We start from the raw sequence: 15,463 nt of genomic DNA, 5'->3' as shown, positions 1-15,463 counted from the left end.
TGACTTCTGCGAAGATGCCAGCCATGTCGGAAGATGTGACGTGGGTGGAGGCCGGGGGCGGCTACCGGCTGGCCCTCGACGGCGGCACGCTCGCCTGCCAGAACGCCGCCGGCAGGCGGCTCAAATCGGTGCCCAAGGCGGTCAAGGACGGCCCCGTGGCCGAGGAACTGCTCGCCCTGCGCGACCACCTCGCCCGGCACGAGGCCGAGTGCCTGGCCACGGTGGAGTCCTGGATGCTCGGCGGCCACCCCGTCCCGTCCCCGATGATCGCGGCCGTCTGGCCGGATCCGGCCTGGCGCGAGGCGCTCACCGACCTGGTCGTCCTGCGTGACGACGAGCCGGGATTGCTCAAGGAGGCCGGCGAGGACGGCCGGCTCGGCGTCGTCGACCTCGACGCCGAGACCGCCTGGCTGGAGCCGGGGCCGATCCTGATCCCGCACCCCGTGCTGCTGGCGGATCTGGCCGACCTGCGCGAGTTCGCCGCCGAGCTGGGCGCGGCGCAGCGTGTGCCGCAACTGGCCCGCGAGGTTCACCACAAGGGCGCGCATCCGCCCGACTACGCGGGCGGGCGTTTCTCCGAGCTGCGCCACGCCACCGCCCGCGCCGCCCGCTTCGGCTTCCGGGTGCGCGGCGGCTACGCCGTCTGCCCCGTCGTGGACGCCGGCCGTCCCGTCCAGGCCCGCTACTGGCTGGGCGACGACGGCCCCGACTACGAGGCGTACACGGGAGACCTGATCTGGGTCGGCGCCGACGAGCGCCCGCTCGAACCCGCCGACGTCGGCCCGGTCGCCTGGTCGGAAGGCGTGCGCATGGCCGAGCTCATCTACGCGGGAAGGATCACCGACGGTGACTGACGACCTCCTCCTCGACGCCGGGCTCGCCCCGGCCGGGGCCGAAGGCGGCCAGCCCGTCCGGGCCCGCGCCTACGGCCACCCCGCGCTCGGCGAGCGCCCGGTGATCCGCCTCATCGGCGAGACGACCGCGCCGGCCGAGGACCGCGCCATGGCCTTCCTCGGGTATGGCGAGCCGCACGTGAGCCCGCCCCTGGCCACCGGCCGCCGCCGCGGCCTCGGCTACCCGGCATGGGCCCTGGTCAACGACCCGCGCGGTGCGAAGGCGGCGCTGGCCGCCGTCTCCGGCATGGAGCGCGCCGCCCGCCTGGCCGCCGCCCGTCCGGGGGCCGCCGCCGACGCCTACGCGGAACTGGCCGCCACCCTTCCGCGCACGCACCTGCCGAGCTTCTGGGAGCAGGCCGGGCGCACGTTCATCGCGGCCGGGCACGGCGGCCAGGCGGCGGTGATGTTCGGCCGGGCCCGCGAGGCCGAGGCCACCTACGCGCTGCCCGTGGACGAGGCGGCCCGCCGGGCGGTCTTCCTGGAGTACGCCTTCGCCGGGGCCCTGCCGGTCAAGGCGGTCAACGCCTACGTCGTCGAGCTGGCAGAACGCTACGAGCCGCGCCGCGCCTACGACGAGCTGTTCGAGCTGGCGGTCCGGCGCACGCTGGGCGGCCTGCCGCCGTGGAGCGACCTGCCCAAGCAACTGCGCAAGCTGGCCAAGGCCGCCAAGCTCGACCCGGCCGCCGAGGACGAACGCCTCATCGCCACCCTGCTCGGCGCCCCGGCGGTGAAGCGGGCCCGCCCACTGTTCTGGAAGGCCTACCGGACGACCCTGCTCGCCCAGCCGCCGCAGGCGCTGCTGGAGGTCTTCCCCACCGCCGACGGCGTCGACGAATGGTGGCTGGAGCTGCTGCGGGAGTCCGGCGCGCTCGACACCGTCCCGGCCGCCTGGCTGTCGCGGCTGGTCGCGCACCTCAAGCGCGGCTGGCGCTCGGAGCCCGGCTCACCGGCGCTGCTCGCGCTGGTGGAGCGGATCGCCGGCCGGCTGGCCGCCGAGGGCGAGCCGGTCCGGCTGGAAGGGGGAGTGGCCTGGCGCAGCCGGATGCTCGACCTCGATCTGCTGGACACGTGCCTGGCCGCCGGAGTCCCCGTCGCCGACCCCGGCGGCGAGGCCGTCGTCCACCTGGGCAGGTGGCTGATGAACGGGCGCAACCGCGACCTGGCCGCCGTCGCCGCCGACCCGCGCTTCGCGCCCCTGCTGGAGCAGGCCGTGGGCAACCACCGCGAGGTCGAGGAACTGATCGAGATCCCGGTGCTGCGGCCGATGGTCCACGCCTGGCTGCTCGACAGGATCCGGCAGGCGGCTTCCGGCGGGCTGCTGGACGCGCGCTCCGCGCTCGCCGCTCTGGAGAACGCGCTCACCGGTCCCGTGCTGGCCGCCTTCGACGGGCTGCGCGAGGCGGTCGAGGGCATCGACTTCGCGGTGCCGCTGTGCCGTACGCTGCGGGCGGGCGTCTACGACGAGCTGGGCTGGGACGCGTTCGACGCCGCCCTGGAAGAGCTCGGCGACGACGCCCGCGTCAGCGCGAGCTGGCCCGTGCTCACCGTCTTCACCGCCGCCAAGGCGATCGCCCTCGGTCCGGGCGGCCGGGTCGCCGAGCACGACCTGCGGGTGCCCGCCGGCACGCCCCACCTCGACGTCCTCTACGCCGGCGGCGCCTTCCGCGTCGCCTGGGGCACGAACGAGTCGCGCTCGTTCTACTGGTCGTCGGCGCCCTCGGAGATCCACGAGAAGGACGGCTGGCACTACTTCCACGAGCACCGGGCCGGGCTCGGCTACGCCTTCCTCACCCCCTCCGGCGGGCGCGTCACCGGCCGCAAGGCCCTGCATCCCGGTGACCGGAAGCCCGATCTCGACGAGACCGGCCGCATGTTCTCCGACGGCGCCACGTTCTGGATCCAGCCCGACGCGTGGCGGCCGGTGCTGCGCGAGCTCGACCCGGCCACCGGGCAGCTCGGGCGGGCCAGCCTGCCGGCGTTCCTGGAGGACGCGCCACCGCCGCCCGGCGCGCGGTGGCAGCTGGAGGGCTGCTCGCTCGCCCCGCTGCCCGAAGGACTGGAGCGCACGCCGCTCGGCGCCGCCGACGGCATGATCGGCTTCCGCGTCCACGCGGCCGGCGGCCACTACACCTACGCGCGCGCCGACGGCCGCGACGGCGTCGCGAAGCTGACGGCGACGCCCTGGGGACTGCTCGACCTGCCCGGACGCGCGGAGCCCCTGCTGCTCACCGGCAGCGGTACCACGGTCGTCCTCACCGAGGCCGACGGGACGCTCCACTGGGACGTCACCACCGGCCGCGACCGGTGGAGCACCGCCAAGGGCAGCTCGGACGGCACCGCCCTGGTGCCGTTCCCGGCGTTCTGGCACCATCTGGCTCCACGCGATCCCGGCGGCTCCGCCGTCCTGCGGGAGCTGACGCGGGCCGGTGCGCGGGCGCTCATGGACGGCGGCGCGCCACCCGTGACGCACGAGCGGCTGCGGCGCGGCGTGGCCGGGCTGGTTCGGCAGGCGAACGACCTGGCCACCCGCCGCGACGAACTGCTCACCAGCGCGCACGCCACCGCAGGGCTCGTCCCCGGCCTCGACGAGGAGGAGCTCGCCAAGGCGCTGGCCGACCTGGTGCACGCCCAGGGACTGCTCACCTACCAGGCCGGGCGGCAGGTCGCCTTCACGGCCGCGTTCCTGTCCGGCGAGATCCCGCCCGAGGCGGTCAAGGGCGGCATGCCCGGCAGCTTCCACGACTGGACCGACCTGATCGGCCGCCTCGGCGGCCTGGCCGTGCGCGCGATCTCGCCCGCCACGCCCGCGCCGCGCAGAGCCGCGATCCTCACCCTGCTGGAGCTGTGGTCGGGTTCGCGGCTGGCCGAGCCCGGCTGGCGCCGCGGCGTCGCCGACGTGGCCGACCCCACCGGCCACCTGTCCGCCGGCGGCGCCCATCTCACGCTCGACCTCACCCCCGACTATTCGGGCATCTACCAGGCGCGGCGGCGCAGGTTCATCGAGTACGGCACCGCTCCCCGCGCCGGCGAGGTGCTGGACGTCTCGGCCGAGCTGCCCACCGGCTGGGCCACGCCGCGCACGCTCGCCGCCTTCGTGGCCCGGCTGCGCGAACAGGGCCCCGCCGAGCACGATCCCGAGGCCGTCGAGCTCCTGTGCGCCGAGACCGGTCTCGGCCGGCCCGCCGCCGCGCTGCTGCTGGCCGGTCTGCCGGGCCTGGACAGCTGGGGCCGCGACTTCCTCGACACCGAGAGCCGCGAGGTACTCGGGCTGAAGCCCGCCGAGGCCGTCATCGCGCGCGACGAGCTCAAGGCGCTCAGCCGGCGAGAACGGCGCGACCTGCTCGACGAAGCCGTCCCCGCCGACCCCTGGGACCAGAAGGCGCTCGCGCGCGGCCTCGCCGAAGCGTGGACCGCCCGCTTCGGACGCCGGACGCGGGTGCCCGAGGACGCCGTGACCGCCGCCAGGACGCTGCCGCTGCGGCTGCCCGCGGCCAGGGCGCTCGGCGCGCTGACCGACCCGTCCCCGGTCGCCGAACTGAACCAGGACCACGACACCTGGCTGGCCGGGAAGAAGTACCACGAGGCGGTCGAGCCCCTCGCCCTGGACGACCTGCTCGCCGACCTCGCTCTGGCGCTGCCGTGGGCGTATGCCACGCTGCCGGGCGGCCATCCCGTCCGCTCGGGCCTGCCGGCCGCCCTCGACCTGGTACGGCGCCGCCTGAACCACCCGGGGCTGCTCCTGCGCGGCGGCACGATGGAGGCGGACGGTTTCACCGGCGAGCCGTACGGGGGAAAGCTGGACGACGAGGTCACGGCGGTCGACGACGGCCTGACCATCGTCGTGACCCACGGCCAGACGTTCTTCCGCCCCGCCCTCCTCGGCGGCGACGCCCGCTCCCGGCTGCAGTTGTCGCTGGAGTCGCCCTGGGACACCCGGACGCCGGCGGCCCGGGTCGTCGAGCTGCTGCGCTCGGACGGCTACACCCGGATGGCCGAACGGGCCCCGTTGCTGGAGGCGGGCCGCTGGGAGGCCGACCCCAGGGCCGGCGCACCCGCCGTGCTCGCCGCGGCGGCGGACAAGCTCGGCCTGGACGAGGACGCCGCCGTCCTCTACCTGCAACTGCTCACGCTCCTCGAACCCACCGACCGCAACGTCCGCACCTGGAACGACTGGACGCCCGCCCGCCACAAGAAGGCCGCCGCCGTCCTGTCGGAACGCGGGCTGGTCATGGCCGCCAAGCGCGAACGCGCGGGCCGCGGGCTCTTCCTGCCCGGCGGCTGGACCAAGGGCAAGGCGCCCGACCTGCCCGCCGAGACGTGGAAGCTGGAGACGCTGTATCCGCTCACGCTCGGCCGCCGCCTGCCGGAGACGTCGCTGCCCGAGCTGTTCGAGCGGGCGTGGCGGCGTGTGAGCGAGGGGGAGGGCCCCCGATGAGCCTTCAGGCGCAGGTCGAGCCCGCCGAGGTCCGCCACGCCGAGGAGCTGGAGCAGCTGGCCGCCCGCCCCGGTCCCCGCCCGCCCGGCTGGCGGCTGACGCCCTCGGCCGTCGTGGACTTCGTCATGGGCGACGGACGGCGGGTCGCCCGCAAGTTCGTCGGCGAGCGGGCGCTGGTCGAGCGGGCCGTGGTCACGCTCGCCGGAGAACGCGGCCTGCTGCTCGTCGGCGAGCCGGGCACCGCCAAGTCGATGCTGTCGGAACTGCTGGCCGCCGCCGTCAGCGGCGCCAGCGAGCGGGTCGTCCAGGGCACAGCGGGCACCACCGAGGAACACCTGCGCTACGGCTGGAACTACCGCCTCCTGCTGGCCGAAGGGGTCAGCGGGCAGGCGCTCGTGCCCTCCCCGATCCTGGCCGCCATGCGCGCGGGAGCCGTGGCGAGGGTCGAGGAGATCACCCGCTGCCTGCCCGAGGTGCAGGACGCGCTGGTGTCGGTGCTGTCCGAGCGCCGCATGGCCGTGCCCGAGCTCGGCGCCACCGAGTACGCCGCCCAGGGCTTCAACGTGATCGCCACCGCGAACCTGCGCGACCGGGGCGTCTCCGAGATGAGCGCGGCCCTGAAGCGGCGCTTCAACTTCGAGGTCGTGCCGCCCATCGGGACCCTCGCCGACGAGGTCGCCCTCGTCCGCGCCCAGGCCACCGCCGCCCTCGCCCGCGCCGGGGCCACGCTGGAGGTCGACGACGCGGTCATGGAGGCGCTGGTGACGACCTTCCGCGACCTGCGCCTCGGCACCGCCGAGGAAGGCTGGCCGGTGGAACGGCCGGCCGCCGTGATGAGCACCGCCGAGGCGGTGGCGGTCGCCGGGTCGATGGGGTTGCAGGCCGCCTACCTGCCCGTTCCCGACCCGCTGTCCTTGCTGCCCGGGTATCTGCTGGGCGTGGTGCGCAAGGACGATCCCGACGATCAGGGCAAGCTGCTGGCGTACTGGGACACGACGGTGCGGCGGCGGGCCGAGAGCGGACCCCGGTTGTGGCGGCGGCTGTACGAGCTGCGCGACGCGCTGTCCGGTGGGTCGTGAAAGAACTGGAGGAGCTGGCCGGGGGGCGGGAGCCGTACCTGATCGGGGTGCGTCACCATTCGCCGGTGCTGGCGGCGGCCATGCCGTACCTGCTGGAGGCGGCGCGGCCGCGGGCGGTGCTGGTCGAACTGCCCGGGGAACTGCAGGAGTGGCTGGGCTGGCTCGGCTCGCCCGCCACCACGGCGCCCGTGGCGCTGGCCGTCGCCTCGCAGGAAGGGGAACGGCTGGGTTTCTACCCGTTCGCCGACTTCTCGCCGGAGCTGGCCGCGGTGCGGTGGGCGGTCGCGCGCGGGGTGCCGGTGCACGCCATCGACCTGCTCACCGACCTGCCCGGCGACAACCCGGCGGGGCCGCTGATGCCCGCCCTGATGCGGCGCCTGGACGTGGACGACCACGAGGAGCTGTGGGACCGCCTCGTGGAGACGCCCTCCCACGGGGCGGATCCCGCGCGGATCCGCCGTGCCGCCCTGGCCGTCGGCTGGGCCCTGCGGCAGGACGCCGGCCCGATCTCCGAGCGGGATCTGGCGAGGGAGGCGTGGATGCGGCGCCGTATCGCCGACATCGGGCCGCGGGGCGCGGCGGTGGTCGCCGGCGCCTTCCACGCCCCGGCACTGACCGCCCCCGCCTCCGCCGTTCCTGAGCCCGTGCGGGGGGAGGTGGTGACCGCGCTCGTCCCCTACGGCTTCGAGCTGCTGGACTCGCGCTCCGGCTACCCCGCGGGCATCAAGGACCCGGAGTGGCGCCAGGCCGTCTACCTGGCCGGGGGCGATCCCGCCGCCGTGGAGCGGGCCGCCGCGGAGACGATCGCGCGGATCTGCGCGGAACTGCGGCGCGAGGGCCACGTGGCGGGCGTCCCCGACGCCAAGGCCGCGTACGGCATGGCCCGCGACCTGGCCGCCCTCCGCGACCTGCCCGCCCCCGGACGCCGCGAGCTGGTCGAAGCCCTCCAGAGCACTCTGGCACAGGGCGAACCCCTGGGCCGCGCCCGCGCCGTGGCCCGAGCCGCCGAACGTGTCCTCATCGGCGCCCGCCGCGGCCAGGTCGACCCCGCCGCCCCCCGCTCCGGCCTGCTCACCCACGTCGAGGCGCTCGTCGCGGACCTGGGCCTGCCGGGACCCGGGCAGCCGGAGGCCGTCCTGCGCCTCGACCCCCACCGCTCACCCCTCGACCAGCGCCGTCACCTCGCGCTCAGCCGCCTGTCCGCGCTGGACGTCGGCTACGCGGAGGAACGCCCCATGACCGGCGTCGGCGGCGCCGACACCCTGGGCCGTTCGTGGACCGCGCGCTGGCGTCCCCTGACAGAGGCCACGCTGGAGCGCGCCGCCGTCTACGGCACGACCCTCGCCCCCGCCGCCGAGGGCCGCCTGCGCCGCGCCGCCCTGTCCGAACGCCTCCCCGGCGTCCTGGAGAAGGCCGCCGCATGCGGCCTGCCGGAGCTGACCGCGGAACTGGTGGGCCGTCTCGGCGCGGAGTTCATCCCCGTGGCCGGCCCCGCCGACCTGGTGGCCTGCCACCGCCTCCTCTGCCGCCTCGCCGCCCTCCCCTCGCCGCCGCCCGGCTGCCGGGAAGCGGCCGAACGCGTCCTGACCGCGGCCGTCGCCTCCGTCGAAGGCCTGGCCGGGATGACCCGCCACGAGGAGGCGGCGCTGCTGGGCGAACTGGTCCGGCTCGCACCCGTCCGGGGCCGCCTGACGTGGGTGTTGCGCCGCATGGCCGCCGACGGCACCCCGCTGGCCCAGGGCGCCGCCGCCGCGGCCCTGTTCGTCGCGGGCGCGGACACTCCGGGCTCTCTGCCGGTACGCCTCGCCGCCTGGGCCGAATCCGCCTCCCCGGCCCCGGACCCGCGACCGCCCGTAGATCGGCCGCCCCACCCGCCGGCCGAGACGGGGACCGGGGCGACGGCGGGGGCCGGCGTGGTGGCGGCGGGGCGGGTGGCCGGGGTCGTGCTGGTGGCGGGGGCGATGCTGGAGGCGTCGACCGAACTGCTGGCTCCGCTGGCCGAACGGGTCGAGGCCTGGGACGACGCCGGGTTCCTCGCGAGGCTGCCCGCGCTCCGTGACGGGTTCGAGGCGTTGTCTCCCGCCTCCCGCCAGCGCCTGCTCGACAGCCTCGGACTGGACGCCGACCTGACCCTGCACGCCCCCGCCGGGGAGCTCGCCGCCTGGGCCGCGGCCGACGAGGCGGGGCGGCTGGCCGTACTGGAGCTGGATCCCACGGCCCTGGACGGCGCGGCCGGTGCGGCGGCGGACGGCGCGCACCCCGTGGCGGTCGCGCGGGACGAGGCGGAGGACGCGCGGCGGATCGGGCGGGCGGACCGGTGGCGGATGGTGCTCGGGCGTGAGGCCGACCGGCTGGACCCCGCGGCCAGGGCGGTCGCGCGGGCGCTGGACGACCTGTACGGGGCGGGAACGGGGGAGGGGGCCGACGCGGGAGGCGACGGACGGCCGTATCCGTCCGCGCGGGAGTGGGTCGAGGAGCTGGAGGCCCTGTTCGGAGCCCGGGTCCGCGAGGAGGTCGTGGGACGGGCGGCGGCGCGCGGACGGGTGGACGCGCTCCTGGCCCTGGACCCGGACCGGGTCAGCGCGGACGTCGGCCTGCTCGAAGGCATGCTGGCCCTGGCCGGGGCGCTTCCCGAGGCGCGGCTGGCCAGGTTGCGCCCGCTGGTGGCGCGCATGGTGGCCGAGCTGACCGAGAAGCTGGCCCGGCGCATGCGGCCCGCGCTCACCGGCCTGACCACGCCGCGGCCCACCTCGCGGCCGGGCGGGCCCGTCGACCTGCGCCGTACCCTGCGGCGCAACCTCCACACCGCCCGGCTCACCGAACGGGGGCCGGAGGTCGTGGTGGAGCGGCCGGTGTTCAGGACCCGGGCGCGGCGCGGCGCCGACTGGCACCTGCACCTGTGCGTGGACGTGTCCGGCTCCATGGAACGCTCGACCGTCTACGCCGCGCTGGCCGCCGCCGTGCTGCACGGGGTTCCGGCGTTGAGCGTACGTTTCATCACGTTCTCCACCGAGGTCGCGGACCTGTCGGACCGGGTGGCCGACCCGCTGTCGCTGCTGCTGGAGGTGTCCGTGGGCGGCGGCACCGACATCGGCACGGCTCTGCGCTACACCCGCGAACGCCTCACCGTCCCCCGCCGCAGCATCGTCGCCGTGGTGAGCGACTTCGACGAGGGGGTGTCGGTGGGACGCCTGCTGGCCGAGGTACGCGCGCTGGCCGGCACCGGAGCCCACCCCCTCGGCCTGGCCGCCCTGGACGATCAGGGCAAGCCCGTCTACAACCGGGCCGTCGCCGGACAGGTGGCGGCCGCCGGAATGCCGGTGGCGGCGCTGTCCCCGTCCGAGCTGGCCGGCTGGATCGCCGAGAGGGTGCGCGGATGAGGCCACAGGTGATGCCCGCGGTCCTGGCCGCCGCCCTCGCCGCCGCCCCCGCCCGCGTCACCAGGCGCCTCGACGCCGCGCCGGGCGCGGCGGAGGACTGGCGGTGGCATCCTGAAGGCGGTCAACTGCACGTCAGCACCGGCCAGGAGACGGTACGGCTGCCGCTCGCGGGCGTGCTCACCGACCTCGCCCAGATCACCTGCACCTGCCTGCTCACCCCCCGCTGCCTGCACGCCCTGTCCGTCCTCAGCGCCCTGCCGCCGGCCGGCACGTCGCCGGCCCAGAACGAGGAGCCCGGCCCCGGTACCCCGCCGGCCCAGAGCGCCGAGCGCCCCGAGCCCGGCACCCCGCGAGAGCCGAGGCACGAGGACGGCGGCCACGCGCCTCCGGAGGGTGGCGGACCGGCCGGGATGGCGTGGGAGGCCGGGGCCGAGGTGCTTGCCGCCGGGGTGGCGCACGCGGGCGCGGCGGCCAGGGAACGGCTGCTGCGGGCGGCCCATGCCTGTGCGGAGGCGCGCCTGTACGATCTGGCCCGGCCGGCCACCGCCGTGGCCCAGGGCGTTTACGACGTGCGGGCCAGGCGGCCGCAGTTCGAGCTGGCGGCCTACGCGCGGGACCTGGCCGACCTGCTCGGCACGGCCCGGCGGGCCGCCGAACCGGGCGGCCGGAGCGGCAGGCGCCACTACGAGGCGCTGCCGTCGTTGATCCTTCAGGGGTTGTTCAGCGAGCCCGTCGTCACGGCCTCCGGCTACGCGGGCGTGGTGACCTGGCTGGCCGACGCGGCGGGACGGCTGTACAGCGTGGGCGACGTGACGCCGGGCGGCGTGGAGCGGGTGGGGGCCGCCTACCGGGCGGCGGTCCGGTTCGGCGGGCTGGCGCTGTCGCCCGAACGGCTGGGCCGCAGCCGCGTCTTCGCGCAGCACGCCGCCGCCAGCGCCGATGGCAGGCTGAGCAGCACAAAGGAGACCAAGGCCGCGATCCACGGCGACTGCGCATGGACCGGCCCCCTGTGGACGGAACCTCCGGCCGGCCAGCTGGCCAGGGCGCTGCGCGGCGAGCGCGACGGCCTGATGTTCCTGCGGGCCGAACTGGCGGGTCGTGATCTGCGCACCGGCGCGGGCATCCTGACCGCCGTCGGCGCCACGCCCGCCGCCGAGGCCAACCTCCGCAAACTCGCCCCCGCGCCTGCGCACGACGTCATCGTCCGTGTGGTGCCCGACCAGCCGGGCGTGGTCACCGTCCTGGCCGCCGACCGGCACGACCTGCCCTTCGCAGACCTGCCCGGACCGTCGGGCCCGCCGCTCCCGCCCAAGCCCGGCAGACGCGCCACCCCTCTCACCCCGCTCCATCGCGTCCTGCACCGGATGGCCATGGGCGGAAGGGCGACCGCGGGCCCCACGGCGGCGGCCACGATCGCCGCCACCGCCGCCCGCCTGCGCCGCGACCAGCTGCCCACCGCCGCCGCCCTCCTGGAGCGCCTGGCCCGCCAGGCCGCCGCCGTCCGGCGTACCGTGACGGGCGAGTCGCTGCCGGAACCACCCGACGAGCTGGCCCGCGCCTGGTCGGCAGCCATGACCTACGCCGGCCGCGCCGAGGAGGAACTCACCCTCCGCCTCTGGCGGGCGGCGACGGAGCCGGGACCCGGTTAGGCGAGGCGGTGGCGGATCACCAGGTCGTTGAGGGCGTCGTGGGTGGTGGCGGTCTCGGGCAGGGAAGAGGTGGTCTGGGCCTCGTGCAGGGCCGCGGTCATCCGGGTCACGTCCGCCGCCACGCCGTCGATCACCGGCGCCGGCCCGTGCTCGGCCTCCCGTTTCGCCTCCACCAGCTCCGGCAGGTACGCCGGGCCGTACCCGGACAGCAGGGTGAGGTCGGCCACCAGCTCGCCCGTGCGCATCAGGTGGGTGCCGGTCGCCAGCACCCGGAACGTGTACAGCAGCGGCTTGAGCTCGCCGCTCTTCTCGAACAGGCGCCACTGGGTGCGGGCGAAGCCGAGATAGTGGTGGGCGTGGTGGCGGGTCAGGCAGCCGGGCGCGAGCGCGGTCAGCTCCGCGTGCGCCGGCGAGGTGGCCACGACCAGCGGCGACAGCAACTGCTCCAGCACGTAGCCGTTGCGGTTGAGCAGCAGCCGGCAGAACTTGGCCAGGTCGTGCGTCACCAGGTCCACCTCGACCGACTCGCGCGTCCAGGTGCGGTCGAGCGTCTCCGGCCCGGTGCGCAGGCCGACGACCTCGCGCACCGGCAGGATGTGCGCGCCGCGCAGGTCCACGTCGGAGTCGCGGGAGGGGAAGCCGTACAGGTGCGCGCCGCTCACGGTCGCGAACACCAGCGGGTACGGCTGCTCGCCCGGGATCTCGGGCAGCCAGCCGGGCAGGTTCACAGATGCGCCTTTCTGACGTCCAGCAAGAACTCCTCGACGGCCGCGCGGTCCGGGGCCGCCGGCAGGACGCTCACCGCGGACTCCAGCTCGGCCGCCAGACCCGCCCGCCACGCGGTCACCTCCTGCCAGGGGACCTCGCCGCGCTTGACGGCCAGCAGCCGCTCGCGCTCCGGGCCGGCGCCGATCTCGAGGTCGCCGTGCCGTACGAGATGAAGGCCGCAGCGCATGAGGCGGATCATGTGCATGGCCTGCTTCCACTTGGGCGCGGCCGGGTCAAGGCGGCGGAACTGGGCGTCGGCGTATCCGCAGAAGGTCTGGCGGGCACGCTCGGACAGGAACGCGCGGCGCAGCCCGATCAGCCGCTCGCCGAACGGGGTGCTCAGCTCGACCAGCGGCGACCACAGGCACTCCAGCACCGTCGGGTTGGCCTCCAGGGCCAGGCGGCAGAAGCGCTCCACCTCCCAGGAGAACTGCTCGGGCAGCGGCCCGTCCCGATGGGTGGGCGGCTTGTCCAGGCGCCAGAACGTTTGCGTCGGCGCCACGAACACGCCCCTGCGGTCGGTGTCGGAGGCGCCGGTGTCCAGGCCGTAGGCGCGCGAGCCCATGACGACGGACAGGATCAGGTCGTCGTTCACGGCGCCAGCCCGCTCAGCAGGTCGGCGGCCTCCAGGCGGCGTCCGCCGCAGCGGTCCGGGTAGAGGGCGTAGACGTCGGCGTCGCCGGGCAGATCGACGTCGCCGCGGACCAGCATCGCGAGCTCGGCGCCGTCCGGGCGGCCCTCGGGCGCGCCGGCGCGGGCGGACAGGCGCGCGGCGAAGGCGGCGACCGGCTCGCCGGGGCGGCGCTCGTAGCGGACGACCGCGCCGTCGCGCCGGCGCACCAGCACCTCCCGTGCGCGTCCCGCCGCGTGCCAGCACGCCAGTTCCCACATGGTCACCCGCTCCTCGAACGCCTCGCCCAGCGCCCGGCCGAGCGCCGCCAGCTCGTGGCCGCTGCCGGCCACCTGGTGACCGTATCCGGCGGCCGACAGGTTGAGGTCCGCCCACACCGAGGTACGCGACCACAGGTCGGCCACCAGCGGGACCAGGATCTTCGCCGGACCGGACAGGTCGAAGCGCTGCCGCACCGCCAGCGGGTCGAACAACGCCCCCTCCGGCTGCCGCATGAACCCGGCGAAGCCGCGTACCAGCTCGTCGAAGGGCACGTCGTTGTAGCTGAACACGACCGGCACCAGATACCGGCCGCGCAGCGCCCGCACGTCCACGTCGATGAACTCCGACGCGCCGAGCGGCTCCGGCGCCGAGGTCAGGTCGCCCGAGTGCGTCAGCGCCGCGCCCAGCCGCAGGTTCGTGTAGTCGCACAGGCCGGCGAAGCGCCAGCTCTCGTCGAAGACCGCCACCGACAGGTCGAGGTCGACACGGGTTCCCGGCGGCTCCGCCCAGTGCAGGAAGAAACGCAGCCGGGCGTCGTCCGGGATCGGCTGCCTGCTGCCGCGCGTCAGCCGTACCAGCGCCTTGGACGCGGTGCGCTCCGACGTCGGCGCGACCAGGTCGGCCAGCGCCTCGTCCAGCAGCGCGCGGCGCACCCCGGGCAGCGCGCAGGCGCGCCGCAGGAGCTCGGCCGTGAGCACGTCCTCGGCGCCGAGCACCACCTCGTCGGCCAGCGGCGGCCGCTCGTCGGGCAGCGTCCAGAACCGCGCGGTGCCACCCCTCGGCAGGAACAACCGCCGGCTTCCCGGAGCCGCCCGCAGCTGCCCGAGCGCCGACACGAGCACGCCCGGCGCCACCCGGCGCACCGCGTCCTGAAGCACCGTCCCGGAATCCAGCAGCGTCTCCGGCGACAGCCGCAGCATCTGCGACAGGCGGCGCACCAGCTCGCCCGGCCGCGCGGCGAGCAGCCCGGCCGCCTCCCCATACCGCTTGGCCGCCAGCGCCGGCTCCACCAGCCCGTTGAACGTCGTCGCCCGCAGCCGCCCACCGCGCACCCGCACCACTTCCGGATGGAGCGCCGCCCGCGCCAGCACGGCCCGCCCGAACGCCGTCCCGTCGTCGAGCGCCGTCCCGCGCAGCGCCGCGAACGCCATCGCCGCCACCGGGAACCTGCGCGCGTGCTCGTGCGGGTGCAGCACCTCGCCCATCCGCACCCACAGCCGGGCGTGCCGCCGCAGATCCTCCAGCAGGTACGGCACCGCCATCCGATCCAGGCAGCCCAGCACGAGCCGCCGCATCCCCCTGCCCAGGGCCAGGCGCCCGGGCGCCACCCGCAGCCCGGGATCGCCGCCCATCAGTTCGAACAGCAGCCGCAGCACGTCGGTGGCCGTCTCCACGTGCGCCTCCAGCAGCGCGGTGGCGCCGTGCCGGGTGGCCACGGCCATGGCCACCGCCCTGGTCTCCTTGACCGGGATCGCCTCCGGCAGCCACGCCGCCGACTCGGGCCAGCACGCCTCCAGCAGGGTGCGCACCTCCGCCCGCTCGTGCGCGGGCATGGGAGTGCGTCGTGCCAGGAGGGAACCGGTCAGCTCGCGGGCGGCGGCCGACGGGTCGTCGCACAGCCCCAGCACCGCGACCGGCCGGGTGAGGACGCCGCGCGCGGCCGTACCGGCTGATCCGGCCGGACGCAGGAACGGATCGCCGGCGGCGATCCGCCGGTGGCAGACAGGGCAGGCGCTGAAGTCGGCGCCGTCCCAGCACAGGCGGCACACGAGGTGCGCGCACGGCGCGACGGGATGGACGGTCCCGCGCTCCCCGCACAGCACGCACGGCTGCTCGGCCGCCTGGGTGAGCAGGCTGAACACGCGGCGCACATAGAAGTCCCGCGTGTCCTGAGGCACGCTGTCAGGAAATTTCCGGAAGAGCGGGATGTGTTCCGCACCCGCGCCCACCTCGTTCCGCGCCCAGTGCAGCACCCTGCGGCCGACCTTCGCCAGGCCGGCCGCGTCCAGCCCGGACAGGGCGTCGCGCAGCGGACCCGACAGCAGGAAACCGAGCTGCACCAGCTCGGCCTCCAGCGCCGCGACCCCGTGGGGAACGTCCGCCGCGACCAGCCGCATCCCCTTGCGCAGCTTGCCCACCGGCGGCACCGCCCGCAGGTCGGCCAGCATGGGCGCGAGGGCGACCAGCCGCCGTGCGCGCAGCAGTACCTCGGCGATCGCGTGCACCCCTGGCCTCCCCTGAAGACGCGTGCGGGAGGCCGTGCCGAGCACGGCCTCCCGGGGCGGAGAGCGGGCACGCTGTTCATGTGAAGTGAAGAGAAGGAAGCACACCCTGAGCCGCCCAGGCGCCACACGCTACCTGGAT

The 15,463-nt window shown here is 75.9% G+C and carries 8 protein-coding genes; 5 read left to right on the top strand and 3 right to left on the bottom strand.

Annotated features, from left to right (window positions below):
* Window positions 1-23: 23 nt before the first annotated feature.
* The 5 genes from ACIBHY_RS37625 to ACIBHY_RS37605 are packed head-to-tail and all read left to right on the top strand — an operon-like array spanning window position 24 to window position 11,439.
* Complete coding sequence (locus ACIBHY_RS37625) at window positions 24-854, top strand: DUF4132 domain-containing protein (RefSeq protein WP_397309201.1); 831 nt, start codon at window positions 24-26, stop codon at window positions 852-854.
* Window positions 847-5,331, top strand: coding sequence for a hypothetical protein (locus tag ACIBHY_RS37620; RefSeq protein WP_397309200.1), 4,485 nt, complete (start codon window positions 847-849; stop codon window positions 5,329-5,331). Before ACIBHY_RS37625 ends, ACIBHY_RS37620 begins: the two co-directional genes overlap by 8 nt.
* Window positions 5,328-6,410, top strand: a complete 1,083-nt coding sequence (locus ACIBHY_RS37615) for an AAA family ATPase (RefSeq protein WP_397309199.1) — start codon at window positions 5,328-5,330, stop codon at window positions 6,408-6,410. Before ACIBHY_RS37620 ends, ACIBHY_RS37615 begins: the two co-directional genes overlap by 4 nt.
* On the top strand, window positions 6,407-9,790 hold the full coding sequence (locus ACIBHY_RS37610) for a DUF5682 family protein (RefSeq protein ID WP_397309198.1): 3,384 nt from the start codon (window positions 6,407-6,409) through the stop codon (window positions 9,788-9,790). The genes ACIBHY_RS37615 and ACIBHY_RS37610 overlap by 4 nt, the downstream gene beginning before the upstream one ends.
* Window positions 9,787-11,439: a hypothetical protein gene (locus ACIBHY_RS37605; protein ID WP_397309197.1), complete on the top strand. Its 1,653-nt coding sequence runs from the start codon at window positions 9,787-9,789 to the stop codon at window positions 11,437-11,439. The genes ACIBHY_RS37610 and ACIBHY_RS37605 overlap by 4 nt, the downstream gene beginning before the upstream one ends.
* On the opposite strand, the gene ACIBHY_RS37600 is transcribed toward ACIBHY_RS37605, so the two are convergent.
* Genes ACIBHY_RS37600 through ACIBHY_RS37590 form a run of 3 tightly spaced genes read right to left on the bottom strand, consistent with a single transcriptional unit; the run spans window position 11,436 to window position 15,324 of the window.
* Window positions 11,436-12,167, bottom strand: coding sequence for a DNA polymerase beta superfamily protein (locus ACIBHY_RS37600; protein ID WP_397309196.1), 732 nt, complete (start codon window positions 12,165-12,167; stop codon window positions 11,436-11,438). The genes ACIBHY_RS37605 and ACIBHY_RS37600 overlap by 4 nt on opposite strands.
* Window positions 12,164-12,802: a DNA polymerase beta superfamily protein gene (locus ACIBHY_RS37595; protein WP_397309195.1), complete on the bottom strand. Its 639-nt coding sequence runs from the start codon at window positions 12,800-12,802 to the stop codon at window positions 12,164-12,166. Before ACIBHY_RS37595 ends, ACIBHY_RS37600 begins: the two co-directional genes overlap by 4 nt.
* Window positions 12,799-15,324, bottom strand: a complete 2,526-nt coding sequence (locus ACIBHY_RS37590; protein ID WP_397309194.1) for an MXAN_6230/SCO0854 family RING domain-containing protein — start codon at window positions 15,322-15,324, stop codon at window positions 12,799-12,801. Before ACIBHY_RS37590 ends, ACIBHY_RS37595 begins: the two co-directional genes overlap by 4 nt.
* Window positions 15,325-15,463 lie beyond the last annotated feature (139 nt).

The organism is Nonomuraea sp. NPDC050547, from assembly GCF_044457345.1.
Lineage (GTDB): Bacteria > Actinomycetota > Actinomycetes > Streptosporangiales > Streptosporangiaceae > Nonomuraea.
The sequence above is the reverse complement of the archived record's forward strand: the minus strand, read 5'-3'. Positions and strand labels throughout refer to the sequence as shown.

What these genes read in the sequence shown, in the direction of transcription:
- ACIBHY_RS37615 (WP_397309199.1), top strand. Translation starts at nt 5,328, where the DNA reads ATGAGCCTTCAGGCGCAGGTCGAGCCCGCCGAGGTCCGCCACGCCGAG.
- ACIBHY_RS37625 (WP_397309201.1), top strand. Translation starts at nt 24, where the DNA reads ATGTCGGAAGATGTGACGTGGGTGGAGGCCGGGGGCGGCTACCGGCTG.
- ACIBHY_RS37605 (WP_397309197.1), top strand. Translation starts at nt 9,787, where the DNA reads ATGAGGCCACAGGTGATGCCCGCGGTCCTGGCCGCCGCCCTCGCCGCC.